The organism is Serratia sp. DD3 (genome assembly GCF_000496755.2).
In genome coordinates, this window is sequence record NZ_AYKS02000071.1 from 318,178 (window position 1) to 338,271 (window position 20,094).

Annotated in this window: 15 protein-coding genes; 12 read left to right on the forward strand and 3 right to left on the reverse strand. The window is 47.9% G+C overall.

Annotated elements, in window-relative coordinates; all coding sequences use genetic code 11:
- Positions 1-481: 481 nt before the first annotated feature.
- Positions 482-1,243, forward strand: coding sequence for an IS5 family transposase (locus IO95_RS13940; protein WP_037385687.1), 762 nt, complete (start codon positions 482-484; stop codon positions 1,241-1,243).
- A 398-nt stretch (positions 1,244-1,641) separates the two neighbouring features.
- On the opposite strand, the gene tnaB is transcribed toward IO95_RS13940, so the two are convergent.
- From tnaB to tnaC, 3 genes are all read right to left on the reverse strand, one after another.
- Positions 1,642-2,895, reverse strand: coding sequence for a low affinity tryptophan permease TnaB (tnaB, locus tag IO95_RS13945; RefSeq protein ID WP_037385688.1), 1,254 nt, complete (start codon positions 2,893-2,895; stop codon positions 1,642-1,644).
- Positions 2,896-3,285: 390 nt separating this feature from the next.
- Positions 3,286-4,701 carry a tryptophanase gene (tnaA, locus tag IO95_RS13950; RefSeq protein ID WP_037385690.1) on the reverse strand — a complete coding sequence of 472 codons (1,416 nt, stop codon included), beginning with the start codon at positions 4,699-4,701 and terminating at the stop codon, positions 3,286-3,288.
- Between the two features lie 269 nt (positions 4,702-4,970).
- A complete protein-coding gene (gene tnaC, locus IO95_RS26510; RefSeq protein ID WP_072011683.1) occupies positions 4,971-5,048 on the reverse strand; it encodes a tryptophanase leader peptide in 78 nt (25 codons plus the stop codon).
- Positions 5,049-5,445: 397 nt separating this feature from the next.
- Between tnaC and IO95_RS13955 the strand changes: the two genes are divergently transcribed.
- The 11 genes from IO95_RS13955 (at position 5,446) to IO95_RS14010 (ending at position 19,857) form a co-directional block, all read left to right on the forward strand.
- Complete coding sequence (locus IO95_RS13955; RefSeq protein WP_023491703.1) at positions 5,446-5,787, forward strand: metalloregulator ArsR/SmtB family transcription factor; 342 nt, start codon at positions 5,446-5,448, stop codon at positions 5,785-5,787.
- A 90-nt stretch (positions 5,788-5,877) separates the two neighbouring features.
- Positions 5,878-6,240, forward strand: a complete 363-nt coding sequence (gene arsD, locus IO95_RS13960) for an arsenite efflux transporter metallochaperone ArsD (protein ID WP_023491704.1) — start codon at positions 5,878-5,880, stop codon at positions 6,238-6,240.
- 39 nt (positions 6,241-6,279) lie between these two features.
- Positions 6,280-8,040, forward strand: coding sequence for an arsenical pump-driving ATPase (gene arsA, locus IO95_RS13965; protein WP_023491705.1), 1,761 nt, complete (start codon positions 6,280-6,282; stop codon positions 8,038-8,040).
- A 53-nt stretch (positions 8,041-8,093) separates the two neighbouring features.
- Positions 8,094-9,383, forward strand: a complete 1,290-nt coding sequence (locus IO95_RS13970; RefSeq protein ID WP_037385693.1) for an arsenic transporter — start codon at positions 8,094-8,096, stop codon at positions 9,381-9,383.
- A 62-nt stretch (positions 9,384-9,445) separates the two neighbouring features.
- A complete protein-coding gene (gene arsC / locus IO95_RS13975) occupies positions 9,446-9,874 on the forward strand; it encodes a glutaredoxin-dependent arsenate reductase (protein ID WP_023492188.1) in 429 nt (142 codons plus the stop codon).
- A gap of 140 nt (positions 9,875-10,014) precedes the next feature.
- Positions 10,015-11,979, forward strand: a complete 1,965-nt coding sequence (locus IO95_RS13980; protein ID WP_023492187.1) for a U32 family peptidase — start codon at positions 10,015-10,017, stop codon at positions 11,977-11,979.
- Positions 11,980-12,686: 707 nt separating this feature from the next.
- Positions 12,687-13,502, forward strand: a complete 816-nt coding sequence (locus tag IO95_RS13990; RefSeq protein WP_051791237.1) for a hypothetical protein — start codon at positions 12,687-12,689, stop codon at positions 13,500-13,502.
- A gap of 65 nt (positions 13,503-13,567) precedes the next feature.
- Positions 13,568-15,700: an alkyl/aryl-sulfatase gene (locus IO95_RS13995; protein WP_023488921.1), complete on the forward strand. Its 2,133-nt coding sequence runs from the start codon at positions 13,568-13,570 to the stop codon at positions 15,698-15,700.
- A 381-nt stretch (positions 15,701-16,081) separates the two neighbouring features.
- A complete protein-coding gene (locus tag IO95_RS14000) occupies positions 16,082-17,098 on the forward strand; it encodes an iron ABC transporter substrate-binding protein (RefSeq protein WP_023488920.1) in 1,017 nt (338 codons plus the stop codon).
- Between the two features lie 174 nt (positions 17,099-17,272).
- Positions 17,273-18,823, forward strand: a complete 1,551-nt coding sequence (locus IO95_RS14005; RefSeq protein ID WP_023488919.1) for an iron ABC transporter permease — start codon at positions 17,273-17,275, stop codon at positions 18,821-18,823.
- On the forward strand, positions 18,820-19,857 hold the full coding sequence (locus tag IO95_RS14010) for an ABC transporter ATP-binding protein (protein WP_023488918.1): 1,038 nt from the start codon (positions 18,820-18,822) through the stop codon (positions 19,855-19,857). Before IO95_RS14005 ends, IO95_RS14010 begins: the two co-directional genes overlap by 4 nt.
- The last annotated feature ends 237 nt before the right edge of the window (positions 19,858-20,094 follow it).

The window sequence follows — 20,094 nt, forward strand, 5'->3', positions numbered from 1 at the left end:
GGAGGAGGAGAGGGGATAGAGCGGGTTATTATTCTATCCTCTTGTGAAGGCCAGTGTTTTTATTTGACTGGTTTCGCTATTTTTCCAATTTATCATTGCTATGCTGCTTGTTTGTTCAATTCTTGTCTGCCGACCTATCTGGTTATTTTCACCACCACAATGTCAACGCTGTTGCTAATTTATCCATACAATTCTGCAAGGGTTGTCTCGGTTTCATTCAGATGTTATTAGTGATTAATAATCTTAGATCAAGTGATCATTTGTTACTTGTTGATTAATTGAAAATATTTTGCAATTTATTTGTTATCTTGGCATGGCCTGACGAAAGGGGATTGATAGTTGACTGTGCTAATCACAATGTTAATTAATCTTTAAAATAAGCATAAAAATTAGGGGCTGTTGATCTTTCGTGGTGGATTATTAGGCGGCATGAAGGACTGGTATAATTACTTTCGCCAAAAACTAACCACGACAGCCCAACATGCCAAGAACGATATTAACAGATGAATACTGGTCAAAGCTAATCCGCTTGATGCTGAGAACGGGTCGTGTCTATGACAAGCCGGAACACAGAAATACTTTAGAAGGGATTTTGTATCGAATGCGGGTTGGCTGCCCTTGGCGTGATGTTCCAGACGCTTTTGGACATTGGAGTGCCATCTACCGCCGGTTTAACTTGTGGTCAAAGAAAGGCATTCTTATGCAGCTCTTTGTCGAGCTTAGGCAATTAGCTGATTTAGAATGGGAATTTATAGACGGTAGCATTGTTAAAGCCCATCAACATGCGACAGGCGCTTGCTCTGAAGGCAAAGAGTCTATAGGAAAAAGCCGTGGTGGCAACACGACGAAAATCCATATGGCTGTTGATAGTTGTGGCTTACCGATAGATTTCATTGTTACGGGCGGTGAGGTTCATGACAGTAAAGCTGCCCCGGAATTGCTTGATAGGTTGCCAGATGCAGAGCATGTTATTGCTGATCGGGGTTATGACAGTGAGAAAATCCGTGAGCAGGTTCGGCAGAAAAGGGGAATCCCGACCATACCCCGCAAACGGAACTCAAAGATTGGGAATGGCGAGATTGACTGGTGTTTGTACAAGTATCGCCACCTTGTAGAGAATGCATTTGCCAGGTTAAAGCATTACCGCTCAGTAGCAACAAGGTACGATAAGTTAGCCCGGAATTACGCAAGTACGCTGGCTTTGGCTTGTTGCCTCATGTGGCTGCCAATGTGGATTGGCTGAATGATGAACAGCAAAGATCAACAAGCCCTAGAACGCTTCAAAACGTTACTGTAAACAATCTCACCTTATCGCGTTAAAGCAGTACGGTAATATAAATGGCGCTTTATACTTCAAGTCTCAAAAGATTGATCAGCATACCGTGCAATTACACTGGTCGGCAGATAGCAGACCGAGCTTAACAAGGTACGGGGTTTTACTGGCCGCCGTACCAATCCCCTTTTTGCTGGCAAGCCATCTGGGGGCCCTATTGATGGCCCCCAGAATTACGCAACACAATATTTTTTAAATCACAAAGGTTTACTGATTTATTGCTATTCCGAGCCCGCACCACGCCCTCTTAACGGATGCAACTCTGAGTGGTTTGGCATCACCGCCTACAGCTTGGGATATAATGGCCTTTAACCAAACTTTGGCAGTATATTAAACGTACTACCAAACCAGCAAAATATAACCACTACGCCGAAAGTAATAACTAAAAATGGAATGACTTTGCCTCCCCAAACCGTGAACGTCTTGTTTGGGAATCTTTCTCTTGATTTCAAGGCAAGAACTGCAGGTATTATTACGGCCCATATTGTGGCACATAGCCCTGCACCACCTATCCCATAAATAAAACCATTGGGGAAAAATAAATACAAAATACTCGGGGGTAGGAAAGTTAATAATATGGTTTTAAAACGCCCGGAAGATGAGTTATCTAGCTTGAATAAGTCAGCAAGGTAATCAAACAACCCCAGTGTAACGCCAAAAAATGAGCTAGCAACCGCTAAGTTAGAAAAAACAAGCAAGAAAAATTCTATCGAACTACTTTGATTTGTCCCTAAAAATGATTTAACGAGAGAATCTACGTTTCCTCCTGATGAAATAATCTCTTTAAAATCATTACGGGGAACGTTACCCATGGTGCAGTATAACCAAAATAAATAAACAGCAAGCGCTAACAGGGAACCTAAAACAATGCTTTTTATTAATTTATCTTTTCTCTTTCCATAACAAATAATCAGGCTAGGAATATTACCATGAAAGCCAAAGGAGGCCAGGCACACAGGTATAGCCATAAATATATAAGGGAAGTAGGAATTGTTACCACCACCATCGCCCCCACTAACATCCCTTAATATTGAGTAATCAACCTGGAAGAAAAGTGTCCCAAACACAACAACAAATGCTATTATTTTTATCCCTAGAAAAAGGGATGTAATTCTACTCGCAGCTAACGAACTAAACCACAATACACTGGCAACAAAAACCGCAGTACATATGCCAACCACCCGAGAATTTACCTGATACCCTAAATTCATTGATAGGGTTTCGCTTATTATTGCACCATTGGCAGAGATATAAGCATAAGTCAGTATATACAGTACAAAAGCCACCGTTATACCACTTACAATGTTCCACTTATTCCCAATCAAATCTTTAGTTATTGTATTGAAACTGGAGCCCACTGGGTAATTTAAGTTTGCCTCTAACAATAACAACCCTGAGTGTAACATTGAAAACCAGGCGATTATTAATATGAAGGCTCCCCAAAAAAACCAAGCCCCTGCAAGGTTAACGGGTAAAGCAAACATTCCCCCGCCGATGACTGTACCCGCTATAACCATCACGCCCCAAAAGGAGGAGTGTTTAGTATTTGATGTTTCGTTCATGATGCCCTCTATTTATAGAGAATCTATGTTTATTGTTGTTTTAAATAAGTTATCAGATAGCGACGCTCAAGTTACATAAAAATAAGAACAATTATTGCCTCACGCAATGAGCAACCCAGTTGATAAAAAATAGTATGTCACTTAAAGCATCATATACCCGCGCCCTTCAAACCGCCCTGGCTTTGGCCACCTTTTTCACCCCAGCCACATAGTTATCTATATGACTGGGGATTAATGAACCTCATTCATGAGGTTCACCCTAAGGGTCAGCACAAGTGCTGTTCAAATCGGTTATTAACCGATTTGTCAATCAATGACCGTTCACAAGCAATTCAAATTATTTTGCGTATAAACATTGCGACACAAAATCATTTCTTACTCTATTTCTTACTAGACCTCTTTTAGCCTGGCCGTAAAGTGGCGTAATACTTTAGGTTCGTAGGTAAAGGTTAACCCTTTAATATTATGAGCATTTTCTTTTACATATTTAAACGCTTCAATAATAAAGTCCATGTGCGTTTGTGTGTAGGTGGCTCTTGAAATAGTCAAACGAAGCAACTCAGCAGGGCAAGGTAATTGCTTCCCAGTCTTAGGGTCTCTGCCCAGTAAAAACGAACCAATTTCCACCGCTCTGATGCCTGCTACTTTATATAGCTCACAAGCGAGAGCTTGAGCTGGGAATTGCTCAGCAGGTATATGAGGTAGCAACTTGCCCGCATCAACAAAAGCAGCGTGGCCACCAGCTTGCTGGCAAATCACGCCAATAGCCTCAAGACCATCAACCAAATATTGAACTTGTGCAATACGATAGGCTAGCCAATCTTGATTCATACCATCACTAAGCCCTACAGCAAGACGTTCCATCGCCCCACCCTCTAAACCGCCATAAGTAGGGAAACCTTCCTGAACAACACAAATCGTTCTGCACTCTGTATAAACATCTAAATAGCTATCATCTTTGATGCATAATAACCCCCCCATCGGAACCATCGCATCTTTTTTAGCAGACATAGCTAACATATCGGCATACTTATAGGTTTCCATCGTTATTTGTTCGATGCTCCAATCTTTATATCCCGCTTCTCTTTGCTGGATAAAGTAAGCATTTTCAGCAAAACGAGCCGAATCCATAACCACTGGAATGTCATATTTTTTAGCAATAGCATATACGGCTTTTAAATTTTCTATGGAAACCGGTTGTCCACCAGCAGAGTTAGACGTTATGGTCGCCACAATATAAGGCACGTTATTAGGGCCAACGTCTATGATACCTCTCTCTAGCCCCTCAAGATCAAAGTTACCTTTAAAGTCTTGACGGGCTGCGGTATCAAACGCTTCTTTAATATAAACGTTGCGTACCGTACAACCATTTATTTGGCTATGCCCTTGGGTGGTATCAAAAAAATAGTTAGAGAAGACAACCATTTTTGCTCTATCCAAACCCTTTTCTTGCTCACGCTTTTTAATTAATACCGGAATATAAATTTGTTCCGCACCACGCCCTTGGTGAGTCGGAATAGTGTGTTGGTATCCAAAAATATTTTTGACTGCGTTAGCTAAAGCATAATAGCTCCGGCTTCCACTATAGGCTTCATCTCCGCGTAACATTGCGGCTTGCATGTTTTGCGTGACAGCCCCGGTACCACTGTCCGTCAGTAAATCAATAAATACATCTTCACTATCAAGTAGGAAAGGGTTCATTCCTGATTTTATGATCGCACTATCACGATGATCTCTTGTCGTGCGCTTGATAGGTTCAATAACTCTAATACGGAATGGCTCAGGGAGATGTTTGAAGTTATTCATCGTATAATCCTTAAATTTAAATATAGCTAGCCTGATAGCTGTTCATTAAAAATGAATAGCCATGATAATTTTCATTAATATGCCTAAAATATATCAAGTTTCATGAATGCTAGCGGAATTAGCTCACACAGTGAATTGCATAAGCCAACCCAATTAAGAGTTTACTTTTCTGCTGCCTTCGTGAAATTTAAATTATTAATAGCATGACAAGCAAAACAGATTACGGCGAATCCAGTTTTACTTATATGTTTATGGTAGGGCGAGGAAGATCAAGGGCGATGATTGACGATCATATAGTCAATGTTAAACCATTTCGGGGTTATATATGTCTCTTTTAAGGTAATCATAATATATCAGCCCTCATTAAACGTAGCATTACATTATTATAATGGATAAATTTGTCTATGAGTATTTCGAGTAAATGTGATTGGATTCACAACTACTTTATTGGATAAATCGAATCGTTCCGGCCAGTAGGAGCAGAGCAAACATCATCCCGCCAATACTGGCAACCCCTTGGCAAAACGGAAGTTAAAAATCAACAAATTGAACACTGGCGGTAGTGAGATAGACCGGTGGTCACGAGCAGCCTTTGAGTTTATCCGTTGTCATCGACCTCTATGACAGCACCCCCCGTTTCTTTACGATCCCGTCACTTGATAACATATATGAATAATCAAATGTATTATTGACTTTGACTTTAAGAGTCTTAAGATAACCGCAGTATTCCGTCTTGGAGCTCCCATGACCACACTTACCCCATTACAGCTCTTCAAAAACCTGTCAGACGAAACCCGCCTGAATGTCATTCTACTGCTCCGAGAGTCTGGTGAGCTGTGTGTTTGCGAGCTTTGTAACACCCTCGATGAGTCTCAACCCAAGATTTCCAGGCACTTGGCCATGCTGAGAGAGTCCGGGCTGTTACTGGATCGCCGTGCTGGAAAGTGGATCCACTATCGCCTGTCTCCACATATTCCGGCCTGGGCTGCCGCCGTGATTGAGCAAGCCTACCTCAGTCAACAAGACCAAATCGTTTTGCTTGCACGAGGTAATGGCACAATGAGCGGCAAGGCCGCTTGTCTTTGATGTACTAAAAAACTGACGCTTTCATATCTGTTTTATTACATTTGATAGGGTAGTACGACAAACTGATTTAATAACGGAAGGACGGTATAGATGAAAACACTCTCAGTGTATGACCCGGCACTCTGCTGCAGTACCGGCGTATGCGGTACTGACGTTGACCAAGCCTTGGTCACCTTCTCTGCTGATGTTGACTGGCTCAAAAAACGTGGTGTCACCGTTGCTCGTTACAACCTGGCCCAGCAACCGATGGCCTTTATCAACAATGCACTAGTCAAAAACTTCCTTGAAAATTCAGGGGCTGAAGGACTGCCGTTACTTTTGCTTGATGGTGAATTTGTCATGGCAGGGCGTTACCCTACCCGTGCTGACCTGGCTCGCTGGTGCAAACTGCCGCTGGAAATCACCAGCATCGCACCCAAAAACTGCTGTGGTGGTAACACGTCCTGCTGTTAATCAACGCCTTGCTGTTAATCAACGCATAGAGGGAACGCCATGAAATTCTTACAAAACCCACCCGTTTTCCTCTTTTTTACCGGGAAAGGCGGTGTCGGTAAAACATCCATTTCCTGTGCCAGTGCGATTACCTTGGCTGATGCCGGTAAACGCGTCTTGCTGGTCAGCACCGATCCGGCATCGAATGTCGGCCAAGTGTTTAATCAGTCTATTGGTAACCAGATTACCGCGATCGCAACCGTGCCAGGATTATCTGCGCTGGAAATTGATCCTCAGGCGGCGGCTCAACTTTACCGTTCCCGTATTGTTGACCCCGTGAAAGGTCTCCTGCCAGAGGAGGTGGTTCGCAGTATCGAAGAGCAATTGTCAGGCGCCTGTACCACTGAAATTGCCGCGTTCGATGAATTTACCGGTTTATTGACTGATGCCGCCCTGCTGAATAATTTTGATCATGTCATTTTCGATACTGCGCCCACCGGGCACACCATTCGTTTGTTGCAGCTACCCGGTGCCTGGAGCAGTTTTATCGACAAGAACCCAGAAGGCTCTTCGTGTCTGGGCCCGCTGGCCGGTTTGGAAAAGCAGCGTGATCGCTATGCCCAAGCATTACAGGCCTTATCTGATGCAGCAAGAACCCGCTTGATACTGGTTGCCAGGGCGCAAAAATCAACACTTGCTGAAGTCGCCAGAACCCATCACGAACTGGCCCAAGTCGGCTTAGGTAACCAGTTTCTCGTTATCAATGGGATATTGCCCGCAACTGAAGCTCAGGCAGACAAACTAGCCAGTGCATTGTATCTACGTGAGCAGCAGGCTTTGAGTGAGTTACCCGACGTTCTCAGCGCATTGCCCAGGGATGATTTGATGTTGCAACCGGTAAATATGGTGGGAACTGATGCGCTACGCCAACTGTTGGGAAACAGCGAAGTCCTACGTTCAGCATCAACACCTCACATGACCGAAGCATTACCCGAGTTACCCACGCTGTCCACACTGATTGAGGAAATAGCTGCTGATGAACACGGTTTAGTCATGCTGATGGGGAAAGGTGGCGTAGGCAAAACCACCCTGGCCGCCTCAATTGCAGTAAAACTGGCGGAAAAAGGGCTGGATGTCCACCTGACCACGTCTGATCCCGCCGCGCATCTCGAGAACACCTTGCATGGGCAACTTCCGAACCTGATGGTTAGCCGGATAGATCCACTGGCTGAGACAGAACGTTATCGTCAGCATGTTTTATCCACCAAAGGCAAGGATCTGGATGCACAAGGTAAGGCGTTACTGGAAGAAGATCTCCGCTCCCCCTGTACTGAGGAAATTGCGGTATTTCAGGCTTTTTCCCGCGTGATACGGGAAGCAGGCAAGCGCTTTGTGGTGATGGATACGGCACCGACCGGCCATACGTTGCTACTGTTGGATGCTACCGGTGCCTACCACCGTGAGGTCGCCAAACGTATGGGGGAAAGTGGCCATTACCTGACCCCGATGATGCAATTGCAGGATGAAAAACGAACCAAAGTGTTATTGGTGACGCTGCCTGAAACCACTCCGGTGCTGGAAGCCGCCAACCTGCAGAAAGACCTGCGCCGCGCAGGTATTGAACCTTGGGCATGGGTTATCAATAACAGCCTGGTTGCTGCGACCACATCATCACCGCTGTTGCAATTACGTGCATCGCATGAAGTTGAACAGATTAAAAAAGTCAGAGACTCACTGGCTTCACGCCTGGCTCTTATTCCTCTGCAGGAAGAGGAGCCAATCGGTATTGCCCGTCTGAGCCTGTTGGCTGGCGGAGTTTAACTCAGGATCATTTTTTCAGGGCAAGGGTTCGCCCTTGCCCTTTTGGAGGCGTTATGTTGTTGGCAGGAGCTATTTTTGTCTTAACCATTGTATTGGTTATCTGGCAACCCAAGGGGTTGGGCATTGGTTGGAGCGCTACACTGGGTGCCGTACTGGCGTTACTGACTGGCGTGGTTCATCTCAATGATATTCCGGTGGTCTGGCAAATTGTCTGGAATGCCACCGCCACCTTTATTGCGGTGATCATCATCAGTCTGTTACTGGATGAGTCAGGCTTCTTTGAATGGGCGGCCTTGCATGTGGCGCGCTGGGGCAATGGCCGTGGCCGTTTGTTGTTTACCTATATCATCCTGCTGGGGGCAGCGGTAGCGGCATTGTTCGCCAACGATGGGGCAGCATTAATCCTCACGCCGATTGTCATAGCCATGCTTCTGGCGCTGGGTTTCAGCCGTGGCGCGACCTTGGCCTTTGTGATGGCGGCGGGCTTTATTGCCGATACCGCCAGCTTGCCGTTGATCGTGTCGAACCTGGTGAATATTGTCTCGGCGGATTTCTTCAACCTCGGATTCACTGAATACGCGGCGGTGATGGTGCCAGTTAACCTGGCGGCGATTGCGGCTACACTGGTGATGCTGCACCTGTTTTTCCGCAAAGAGATACCCGCCGTTTACGATTTGTCGCTGCTAAAAGCGCCGAAAGAGGCCATCCGCGACCTGAACACCTTCAAAACTGGCTGGCTGGTGCTGGTTCTGCTGTTGGTCGGCTTCTTTGCCCTGGAGCCACTGGGTGTTCCCGTCAGCCTGGTCGCTGCCGTCGGGGCGCTGATTTTGTTCGTTGTCGCCAAAAAAGGGCATGCCATCAATACCGGCAAAGTACTGCGTGGTGCGCCTTGGCAAATCGTAGTCTTCTCGCTGGGCATGTATCTGGTGGTTTACGGCCTGCGCAATGCCGGGCTGACCCATTACCTTTCTGCGTTGCTGAACCAATTCGCCGAGCAAGGGCTGTGGGTAGCCACACTGGGCACGGGGTTCCTGACCGCGTTCCTCTCTTCCATCATGAACAATATGCCCACCGTTCTGGTGGGGGCGCTGTCAATTGATGGCAGCACCGCCAGCGGTGTGATTAAAGAGGCAATGATTTATGCCAACGTGATCGGCAGCGATCTAGGGCCGAAAATTACCCCTATTGGTAGTCTTGCTACCTTACTGTGGCTGCATGTGCTATCACAAAAAAATATGACCATCACCTGGGGATATTACTTCCGGGTGGGGATTGTTATGACGATCCCGGTGCTATTGGTCACGCTGGCGGCATTGGCCCTGCGATTATCGATATCCCTTTAATGTTTTTAAACAACCTCGCCAGCAGGTATAACCGGTTGGCGTTTCAATGAGAGATCACCACGATGAGCAATGTGACTATTTATCATAATCCGGCCTGTGGAACATCGCGTAACACGCTGGAATTAATTCGTAACAGTGGTACGGAACCTACAGTTGTTCTCTACCTGGAAACACCCCCCAGCCGCGATGTGCTGGTGAAGCTGATCGCTGATATGGGGATCACCGTTCGGGCATTATTACGTAAGAACGTTGAGCCTTATGAGCAGCTAGGGCTGGCAGAAGATAACTTCAGCGATGACCAACTGATCGATTTTATGCTGCAGCATCCCATCCTGATCAACCGCCCAATTGTGGTCACATCATTGGGAACCAAACTGTGCCGCCCTTCTGAATTGGTGCTGGATATTTTGCCCGAAGCACAACGCGGTGCCTTCACCAAAGAAGATGGCGAACGCGTGGTGGATGCACAAGGGAAACGGGTAGAGAAATAAGCTAACCTCAAGGGGAGCATTGAAGGCTCCCTTTTTATTGCCTGTACCGCTCTCGCCATACAGATTGAAAATGTTTTCGTCCAGTTTCACTTCTGATTACAATAGCCGCTGCTTTGACCATAACGGATAACGACGATTATATGCGCCGACCACACCATCATCTTGAACTACTCAGCCCAGCCCGTGACACCGCCATCGCTCGCGAAGCAATTTTGCATGGTGCGGATGCCGTCTACATTGGTGGCCCTGGGTTTGGTGCCCGTCATAATGCCAGTAACAGCCTGCGCGATATCGCAGAACTGGTGCCATTTGCCCATCGCTATGGCGCCAAGGTGTTCGTCACTTTGAACACGATTCTGCATGATGATGAACTGGAACCGGCGCAAAAGTTGATTACTGACCTCTATCACCATGGGGTAGATGCGCTGATTGTGCAAGATATGGGGATTTTGGAACTGGACCTGCCGCCGATTGAGTTGCACGCCAGTACTCAGTGCGACATCCGTAGTATCGAAAAAGCAAAATTCCTCTCCGATGTGGGCTTTAGCCAGATCGTGCTAGCGAGGGAACTGACTCTTGATCAAATTCAAGAGATCCATAAATCCACTGACGCAACCATTGAGTTTTTTATTCACGGTGCCCTGTGTGTGGCTTATTCCGGCCAGTGCTATATTTCCCACGCCCAGACCGGGCGTAGCGCTAACCGCGGCGACTGCTCGCAGGCATGTCGTCTGCCGTTTACCTTGAAAGACGATCAGGGGCGCGTAGTAGCTTATGAAAAACATCTACTCTCGATGAAAGATAACGACCAAACCACCAACCTGGCAGCGCTGATTGACTCAGGGGTGCGTTCGTTCAAAATCGAAGGCCGCTATAAAGACATGAGCTACGTGAAGAACATTACGGCGCACTACCGCCAAATGCTCGACGCAATCATCGAAGACAGAAGTGACTTGGCTCGCTCTTCCGCAGGCCATACCGAACACTTCTTTATTCCTTCAACGGACAAAACCTTCCACCGTGGCAGCACTGACTACTTCGTCAATGGCCGTAAAAGCGATATCGGTGCTTTTGACTCCCCCAAATTTATCGGCCTGCCGGTGGGAGAGGTGCTGAAGGTCAGCAAAGATCATCTGGATGTGGAAGTCACTGAGCCGCTGACCAATGGGGATGGGCTTAATGTGATGATCAAGCGTGAAGTGGTGGGCTTTCGCGTCAATACAGTAGAGAAAACTGCTGAAAATCGCTATCGCATCTGGCCGAACGAAATGCCAGCAGAACTGCATAGCGTGCGCCCACACCAGATAATTAACCGCAATCTTGACCACAACTGGCAGCAAGCATTACTGAAAACCTCCAGCGAGCGCCGCATTGCCGTAGATATTGAACTTGGCGGCTGGCAAGAGCAGTTGATCCTCACCATAACCAGTGAAGATGGCGTGAGTGTCACCCATACCCTTGAAAGCCATTTTACCGAAGCCGCAAACGCGGAAAAGGCACGGAGTAACCTGCAGGACGGCATCACGAAACTGGGGCAAACGATTTATTATGCCCGCGATGTGGTGATCAATCTGTCGAACATGCTGTTTGTGCCGAACAGCCAGGTGAATCAACTGCGTCGTGAAACAGTCGAACTGCTTGATGCTGCGCGCTTGGCGGCTTACCCGCGCGGTAGCCGCAAGCCGGTATCCTCACCGCCGCCCGTTTACCCGGAAACCCACCTGACCTTCCTCGCCAACGTTTATAACCATAAGGCACGTGAATTTTATCAGCGCTACGGCGTTAAGCTTATTGATGCAGCCTATGAGGCGCACCAAGAGAAGGGCGATGTGCCGGTGATGATCACCAAACACTGCCTGCGCTTTGCCTTTAACCTCTGTCCGAAACAGGCAAAAGGGAATATCAAAAGCTGGCAGGCAACGCCGATGCAATTGGTACATGGCAATGAAGTGCTGACGCTGCGTTTTAACTGCAAGCCGTGTGAAATGCACGTAATGGGTAAAATCAAAAGCCACATTCTCAAAATGCCGCCGCCCGGGAATATCGTCGCGTCAATTAGCCCGGAAGATCTGCGGAAAACCCTACCGCCGCGTAAGAATGGATAAACTCAACGGCTGCCTTTCAAGGTGTTGATACCGCAAACTGATCGTCTCCAATGGCGATATTTGCCGAATAACCTTGGAAGGCATGCCTGTTAGTCAAACTACTGCGTCTCCGCCATGAAAACCCGAAAAAACCGCACTGTACCTCCAGCCCAACTCATTCATAAGAGATATTACCCAAGGTCCATTGCATAAATATGATTTATGTCTCCTTTTAATCATCTCAAACAAGGTAGACTTCGGGGCCGTTAAAAAGGGACTTTAAAAGGGACTAAGTACCAATATCAGCAATCACGACTTATGAGATCTATATGACATTAAAGATGAGCCCTAGTATTGACGACTATAAGTCGTTCAGTTTCTGGCTGATAGCCTTGATACCCAAAGTACCATGGGAAAGAGGATAATACAGATCTTGGTACCTATCGTCGAAACAGCACAGGCATATCGCCTAGAACACCCTCATGACAATCAGATCGCTGCTATGGGAGCAGGGGTTAGAGTTACGCAGAAACCATTTCGGAACGCTATACTAATCCAAGAATATATCCAACCGAGCCAGCCAGCCAGCCAGCCAGCCAGCCAGCCAGCCAGCAAAAAGTATCACGGTGATATCGAGGATTGCACGGGTTACCTATTCTCACCTCAAACAATCCCTTGAATATATTGTGCCTTTTTATTCTGGGCATTTTTTAAACAGGAAAAGTCAGATGAGTAATAAAGATAATTGTCGGCAAAGGATAGCTTGCTTCACGTTGATTTTAGGACTCTCTTCTTCATTCGTCCCTCTCACTCAAGCCGCAGTAAACGATGTCAATGCCGATCAATGGCACTTTGAATTTACACCTTATATTTGGGCTACTGGTCAAAGTGGCACCCTCGGTGTAGAGAGAGGCCCTGGCGACGGGCAGTCATTCGATCAGAGCTTTTCTGACATCTGGGATCGTATGGATATCGGTGGAATGGCGGCTTTTGAAGCGCGCTATAATCGCTGGGGCTTATTACTGGATGGTATTTATCTTAGAGTCTCTGACAATGCCGGTATTTCTGGCCCTAATGGCCTGATCAGCCTGTCAGCAGACGGTAACGTGACTCAGCAGCAGTACTCTGCTGCCGGTTATTACCGAGCCATCGAGGGTCAAACTACCGTAGATGCGCTGGCAGGGCTGCGCTATAACATCGTCAGTTGGGATATAGACGCACAACTCGCATCACCACTGTTTCCTGGTGCCTCTATCTCCCAGAGTTTTTCAGAGCGCAAAAGTTGGGTTGATCCCTACGCAGGGGTTCGGGTTACACATCGTTTCGATCAGCAATGGAGTGTTGTTGGCTATGCCGACATCGGGGGGGCCAGTTCAGGATCAAACTTGACATGGCAACTCCTTGGTGGGGTGAACTATGCCTTTCGTCCTGACGTGATTGGTAAGCTAGGTTATCGCTATGTCGCTATCAATTATCAGAATGACGGTTTTATTTATGATGTAGCAACATCAGGATTTTATACCGGGGTAGGTATTGCCTGGTAAAACCTGTTCACTGCATTAGTTAAAAATAACATCACAATGGTTAAATCGTTTTTAAGGATCACTCTATGAAATTAAGTAAGATTGCACAGTTTACCGCCATCATCATCGCGGCTAATACCTTCAACCTCGCTTATGCTGCCGGTGATGGCGGGCCTACCAATATCAAGACCAGCAACCCCGATGTGCATTTCCATCCCCAAGGTAAACTACCGTCCCAATTTACTGTTGACCTGTACAACCAGGCAAAAAAATCATTACCTTTTGAAGATACTCGTGATTTTGAAGAGTCACAAAAGGGTTTCATCGCTAAACCCACCTTTACCAAGATCATGGCAGATGCTGGGAATGTCGCCTGGGATATGGGCAGCTATGAATTCCTGCTGCAAGGTAAAGATTTTACCAGTATCAACCCCTCTCTACAGCGTCAAGCAATCCTCAACATGGCTTATGGCCTGTATGAAGTGGTACCCGATCGTATCTACCAAGTTCGCGGTTTTGACCTCGCCAACATGACGTTTATTAAAGGTGATACCGGTTGGATCATTTTTGATCCACTAACCACCCGTGAAACTGCGGCGGCAGGTCTGGCATTTGTTAATGAAAAACTGGGTAAGCGCCCCGTGGTGGGCGTTGTGATTTCTCACTCCCACGGAGACCACTTTGGTGGGGTTCGTGGTGTCGTGAGTGAGGCTGATGTCACCAGCGGTAAAATACCGCTGATTGCGCCAGAAGGCTTTGTAGAGGCGGCTATTTCCGAGAACGTGTTTGCCGGTAACGCCATGGCCCGCCGGTTCCAGTATCAATATGCGGTCTTGTTAGATCGCAGCCCGTTTGGTCATGTGGACCAGGCGATCGGTAAGAATGTGGCTGTCGGTAACACCGGCCTGCTGGTGCCGAACCGTTTTATCAAGAACGACTTTGAAGAGATCACCATCGACGGCGTCAAAATGGTCTTCCAGAACACGCCAGATACTGAAGCACCCGTAGAAATGAACACCTACTTCCCGCAGTTTAAAGCGTTCTGGGCAGCAGAGAATGTCACGGGGACTATCCACAACATTTATACTTTACGTGGCGCACCAGTGCGTAATGCCCTCAACTGGTCAAAACAGATTAACAAAGCCCTACACAAATTTGGTGATGATGCACAGGTGATGTTTGCCTCACACAGTTGGCCGCGTTGGGGGAATGATCGCATTAAAGAAGTGTTGCGTGCCCAGCGTGACCTGTACGCCAACATGAATAACCAAGTATTGCATTACGCTAACCAAGGCGTAACTATCAATGAAATTCATAATATTTATCAGGCGCCACCCAGTTTGCAGCGTCAATGGGCAGCACGCAGTTACCACGGTTCTGAGGAACATAACTCCCGAGCCATCATCAACCGCTTTATTGGTTATTGGGATGGTAACCCAGCCACGTTGACCCCACTATCACCACGTGAGTCGGCACCTTTGTATGTCGAAATGATGGGTGGAGCCGCGAAGATCCTGGCCAAGGGCAAGGAGCTTAATGCACAAGGCAAATATCTGGAAACCACAGAAATCCTCAACAAACTGGTTTACGCCGAACCGAAAAATCAGGATGCGCGTAATTTGCTGGCTGATGCTTACGAACAACTGGGTTACCAGAAAGAAAGTACCAGTTTGCGTAACAGCTTCTTGCAAGGTGCTTATGAGTTACGCACCGGTATTCCGCAAGCTTTACCGCCGAGAACAACTGGCCCAGATGTTATTCGCGCCATGCCAACCTCATTATGGCTGGATTTCCTTGGGATCAGTATGGACAGCAAAAAGGCCGAGGGCATGGGCTTTACCATTAATTTGGTCACACCGGATAACAAGGAGCGTTACTTGATAGAGATGAGTAATGCAACCTTAACTAATATTGCCGATTATCAGGCCAAAAATCCGACTTTAACCATTACCCTTAATCGTACCGATCTGGACAACGTCATGATGGGCGCGACCACATTTGAAGCACTGGAAAAAGAAGGAAAAGTGAAGATGGAGGGGGATCGTTCAGCCTATAGCAAGCTGAAAGGTACCTTGACCAGATTCACGCCGGACTTTGAAATTATCCCGGGCACGGTCAATGCTCGTCCAACGCCAGCGTCGAATGTAAACAGTAAAACGCCTAGGGATAACAGCAACAATCCGTTTGAGTATGTTATCTATCCATCGGAAGAAGATTAATCTCTCCGTTTAGGATCGATTGAACGATCCTAATTGCATTTAACAGGCCGTAATCTCGGAAGAGATTACGGCCTTTATACTCTAACTAATGCAAGCTAGTTACAGATAATCAGCCCCTCATTAGCAGTCTGAAGATTAGCCTTTCCGTCACACCCTTTTGTGCTCACCAGCCGCTCATGCCCCCTGCGTTAGCTAAAACCAGGTCCTCCCCAGTAACACGCCTCGTCAACGCCCCAGAAAAAGCGTTTTATTGATCTAACGCAAAAAAAGTGTAATGCGAATAGTTTTCACTATCATTCGCGATGATTTTAGATACAATTGTCAAGTCTACGCTTTTAGCGATTCACCTCTTTCATCCATGAACTCTAAAAGGACCACGATATGAAGTCGCGTTTCACCGCTCTGAAGGCTTTAACTCTCTTCGCTTGCTCGACAGTATCGGCATTCTCTGCCTATGCTGAAGCAAAAAATCCAGGGATCGTGGTGTATAACGCCCAGCACGAAAGTATGGTTAAGTCTTGGGTAGATGCCTTTACTCAAGAAACCGGTATTCCGGTCACATTGCGTAACGGCGGTGACAGCGAGTTAGGTAATCAACTCGTTCAAGAGGGTAAAGCCTCGCCAGCAGACGTGTTCTTGACTGAAAACTCCCCCGCCATGGTGTTGGTGGATAATGCCAAACTGTTTGCCCCACTTGATGCCACCACATTGGCACAGGTTGAACCACAATATCGCCCAGATCATGGTCACTGGATCGGCATTGCTGCTCGCTCTACGGTGTTTGTTTATAACCCGGCCAAGATCAACAGCAGCGAGTTACCAGCCTCATTGATGGACTTAGCCAAACCTGAATGGAAAGGCCGCTGGGCCGCCTCCCCTTCTGGTGCAGATTTCCAGGCGATCGTCAGTGCATTGCTCGACTTAAAAGGGGAAGAAACCACCCGAGAATGGCTAAAGGCGATGAAAACCAACTTCACCGCGTATAAAGGTAATAATACCGTGATGAAAGCCGTCAACGCGGGCCAAATCGACAGTGGTGTCATCTATCATTACTATCCGTTTGTCGATGGTGCCAAGACCGGTGAAAACAGCAAAAATGTCAAAGTGCATTACTTTAAACACCAGGACCCTGGCGCTTTCGTGAGCATTTCTGGTGCTGGCGTTCTTGCATCCAGTAAACAACCTGAGCAAGCACAAGCATTTGTAAAATGGATCACCGGTAAACAAGGGCAAGAGATGTTGCGCACTAATAATGCGTTTGAGTATGCCGTTGGCGTAGGAGCAGCATCCAACCCTAAATTAACACCACTCAAAGATCTGGACGCACCCGCGGTGGATCCTGCTAATCTGAACAGCAAGAAAGTGGTGGAATTAATGACCGAAGCCGGTTTGCTATAACCACCAACCAGCATTCAGGCGCATTACATTGCCTACTTAAGGTGTTAATTTCCCAATGTATCAAGTGGCCGATAGTGGAGAAAAATCATCCCTATCTGCCACTCCACAGACCCTGTGGTGCAGCGTGTTTTAACCGTAATGTCATCAAATACCTTTTCAGATATCACCCAAGCGATGCCGAATAATAACGTTCATACGCCCCACCAACACCCGCCATTATGGTTGGTGATTACCGCAGTCCTGTTTGCGCTATTAGCACTGCTGCCGCTGGGATTTGTTCTGGGGATCGCCATTGACACCGGGTGGCAAACAGTCAAAGCACTGGTTTTCCGCCCCCGGGTGGGCGAATTACTGGTTAATACCTTGTTATTGGTGGTTTTTACCCTGCCAATTTGCACCTTCTTGGGGGTCACGCTAGCTTGGCTGACAGAGCGAACCCAACTACCGGGGCGTCGGCTCTGGGCTATTCTCGCCATCTTACCGTTGGCGATCCCGGCGTTTGTACAAAGCTATGCCTGGATAAGCCTGGTACCCGGCATGCATGGGCTGGCTGCTGGGGTATTTATCTCGGTGCTCGCCTACTTTCCGTTTATCTATCTCCCCGTAGCCGCCGTATTACGGCGTCTTGACCCGGCGATTGAAGACGTGGCGACTTCGCTGGGTAACCGCCCTCGGGTGGTATTCTTTCGGGTGATCCTGCCACAGCTTAAACTGGCCATCTGGGGGGGGGCATTACTGATTGCCTTACATTTACTGGCAGAGTATGGCCTGTATGCCATGATCCGTTTTGATACTTTTACCACGGCGATTTTTGACCAGTTCCAGTCAACATTTAATGGGCCAGCAGCCAATATGCTGGCGGGTGTTCTGGCGCTCTGTTGCTTGGGGTTGCTGTTGATTGAGGCCACCAGCCGTGGCCGAACACGGTACGCCCGAGTGGGTTCTGGTAGTGCTCGCCGTCAATACCTGTACGCACTTCGCCCATCAATGGGTTGGCTGTGCCTACTATTACCCATCACGCTCACAGTATTGGCGCTGGGTGTCCCTTTTATCACGCTATCTCGCTGGCTGCTGTTAGGGGGTACTGCCGTCTGGAATAACCCTCAGCTCTGGCCAGCCATCTGGCAGACACTGACGCTGGCCACCAGTGGTGCGGTGATCATTACCCTGTGTGCCATTCCAACAGCGTGGCTCTCGATACGTTATCCGTCCAAACTCTATCGGGTACTGGAGGCGTGTAACTATATCACCAGTTCCTTACCCGGCATTGTGGTCGCCCTGGCGCTGGTAACGATCACTATTCATGCTATTCGCCCCATTTACCAAACAGAAATCACCTTACTGTTGGCCTATCTACTGATGTTTATGCCAAGAGCGCTGATCAATCTACGAGCAGGTATCGCACAAGCCCCGGTTGAACTGGAAAATGTGGCTCGCAGCCTCGGGCGAACACCGTTGCAGGCGCTATTCAGTACCACGTTGCGCTTGGCCGCCCCCGGTGCAGCGGCAGGGGCGGCACTGGTATTTATAGCTATCACCAATGAGCTGACCGCGACATTACTGTTGGCCCCCAATGGCACTCGCACGTTGGCCACCGGGTTCTGGGCATTAACCAGCGAAATAGACTATGTTGCCGCAGCCCCCTACGCCACTCTCATGGTGCTGTTGTCCTTGCCCTTGACCTGGTTTCTTTACTCTCAATCTAAACGTACAGCAGGATTATGAACACACTGTCGCTACATCACATTGGTAAATCTTATCATGGGGTTAAAATTCTGGATGATATCTGCCTGCAAGTGGCTGAAGGGAGTAGAACGGCTATCGTTGGCCCTTCCGGCTCGGGTAAAACGACACTGCTGAGAATTATCGCCGGTTTTGAAGCCCCTGATGCTGGTGAGCTTCAGTTACAAGGCAACACCTTGGCGGCGGAAAAAGTCTGGATCCCCGCTCATCAACGGCGGATCGGTTTTGTGCCACAAGATGGCGCCTTGTTCCCGCACTTTACCGTGGCAGGTAATATCGGCTTTGCCCTGAAAGGCAGCAAACGAGAAAAACAGCATCACATTGATAAGCTTATGGATATGGTCGCCCTGGACCGCAGGCTTGCCAAGCTCTGGCCCCACGAACTTTCCGGTGGGCAACAACAGCGAGTCGCTCTGGCCCGGGCTTTGTCACAACAGCCCACGCTGATGCTGCTTGACGAACCTTTTTCGGCACTGGATACCGGATTGCGCGCAGCCACCCGTAAAGCCGTGACTGAACTGCTGTCTGAAGCAGGTATCGCCACTATTCTGGTTACCCATGACCAGGTTGAAGCGCTCTCATTTGCAGACCAGTTGGCGGTTATGCGCAATGGTCGTTTAACCCAAGTGGGCCCCCCCAAAGATCTTTATCTCCACCCGGTAGATGAACCCACCGCCACATTTCTTGGTGATACCCTGATACTGCCTGCACAACTGGCAGCGGGCGTTGCCGAGTGTGTTCTCGGCCGAGTGGCGGTGGACAATATTCAACAGCGTGGGCCAGGTCGTATTATGTTACGGCCTGAACAAGTGCTGCTCGAGCCAACCCCGCAACTGGCAGATTCTCAGGCAACGATCACCCATATCGACTTCGCCGGGTTTATTACTACCGTAACGTTACAGATGAACGACAGTAACGAAATCCTGGAAGTTAAAACTATCAGCCGCGCAGGACTTGATGTTGGTGCTCACATTAACCTGAGTATTCTTGGTTTGGCGCATGTTTTTACAGAGTAAGCAGTGGGTCAGGCTCAGTAACTGAGGCGGGTAAGGTTGATACCCGCCATCAATCAAACTATACCCGTCGCCAATGAAACTGCAGCGGTGTTGGCTGCCTTTACTCACCCCAGTCACTTACTCGTGTAAGCTCCTGGGGCTTCCCTCAGTTGCCGCCTACCTGCAACTTCATTGAACTTGGGTATATACCCGTCATCCTTCAAGTTGCTTGGGTGTTGGCTGCATCCGCTCGCACCA

What these genes read in the sequence shown, in the direction of transcription:
- tnaB (WP_037385688.1), bottom strand. Translation starts at nt 2,895, where the DNA reads ATGAACGAAACATCAAATACTAAACACTCCTCCTTTTGGGGCGTGATG.
- IO95_RS13970 (WP_037385693.1), top strand. Translation starts at nt 8,094, where the DNA reads ATGTTGTTGGCAGGAGCTATTTTTGTCTTAACCATTGTATTGGTTATC.
- IO95_RS13955 (WP_023491703.1), top strand. Translation starts at nt 5,446, where the DNA reads ATGACCACACTTACCCCATTACAGCTCTTCAAAAACCTGTCAGACGAA.
- IO95_RS13995 (WP_023488921.1), top strand. Translation starts at nt 13,568, where the DNA reads ATGAAATTAAGTAAGATTGCACAGTTTACCGCCATCATCATCGCGGCT.
- arsC (WP_023492188.1), top strand. Translation starts at nt 9,446, where the DNA reads ATGAGCAATGTGACTATTTATCATAATCCGGCCTGTGGAACATCGCGT.
- arsA (WP_023491705.1), top strand. Translation starts at nt 6,280, where the DNA reads ATGAAATTCTTACAAAACCCACCCGTTTTCCTCTTTTTTACCGGGAAA.
- IO95_RS14010 (WP_023488918.1), top strand. Translation starts at nt 18,820, where the DNA reads ATGAACACACTGTCGCTACATCACATTGGTAAATCTTATCATGGGGTT.
- IO95_RS13990 (WP_051791237.1), top strand. Translation starts at nt 12,687, where the DNA reads ATGAGTAATAAAGATAATTGTCGGCAAAGGATAGCTTGCTTCACGTTG.
- IO95_RS14000 (WP_023488920.1), top strand. Translation starts at nt 16,082, where the DNA reads ATGAAGTCGCGTTTCACCGCTCTGAAGGCTTTAACTCTCTTCGCTTGC.
- arsD (WP_023491704.1), top strand. Translation starts at nt 5,878, where the DNA reads ATGAAAACACTCTCAGTGTATGACCCGGCACTCTGCTGCAGTACCGGC.
- IO95_RS13980 (WP_023492187.1), top strand. Translation starts at nt 10,015, where the DNA reads ATGCGCCGACCACACCATCATCTTGAACTACTCAGCCCAGCCCGTGAC.
- tnaC (WP_072011683.1), bottom strand. Translation starts at nt 5,048, where the DNA reads ATGATTACCTTAAAAGAGACATATATAACCCCGAAATGGTTTAACATT.
- tnaA (WP_037385690.1), bottom strand. Translation starts at nt 4,701, where the DNA reads ATGAATAACTTCAAACATCTCCCTGAGCCATTCCGTATTAGAGTTATT.
- IO95_RS13940 (WP_037385687.1), top strand. Translation starts at nt 482, where the DNA reads ATGCCAAGAACGATATTAACAGATGAATACTGGTCAAAGCTAATCCGC.
- IO95_RS14005 (WP_023488919.1), top strand. Translation starts at nt 17,273, where the DNA reads ATGCCGAATAATAACGTTCATACGCCCCACCAACACCCGCCATTATGG.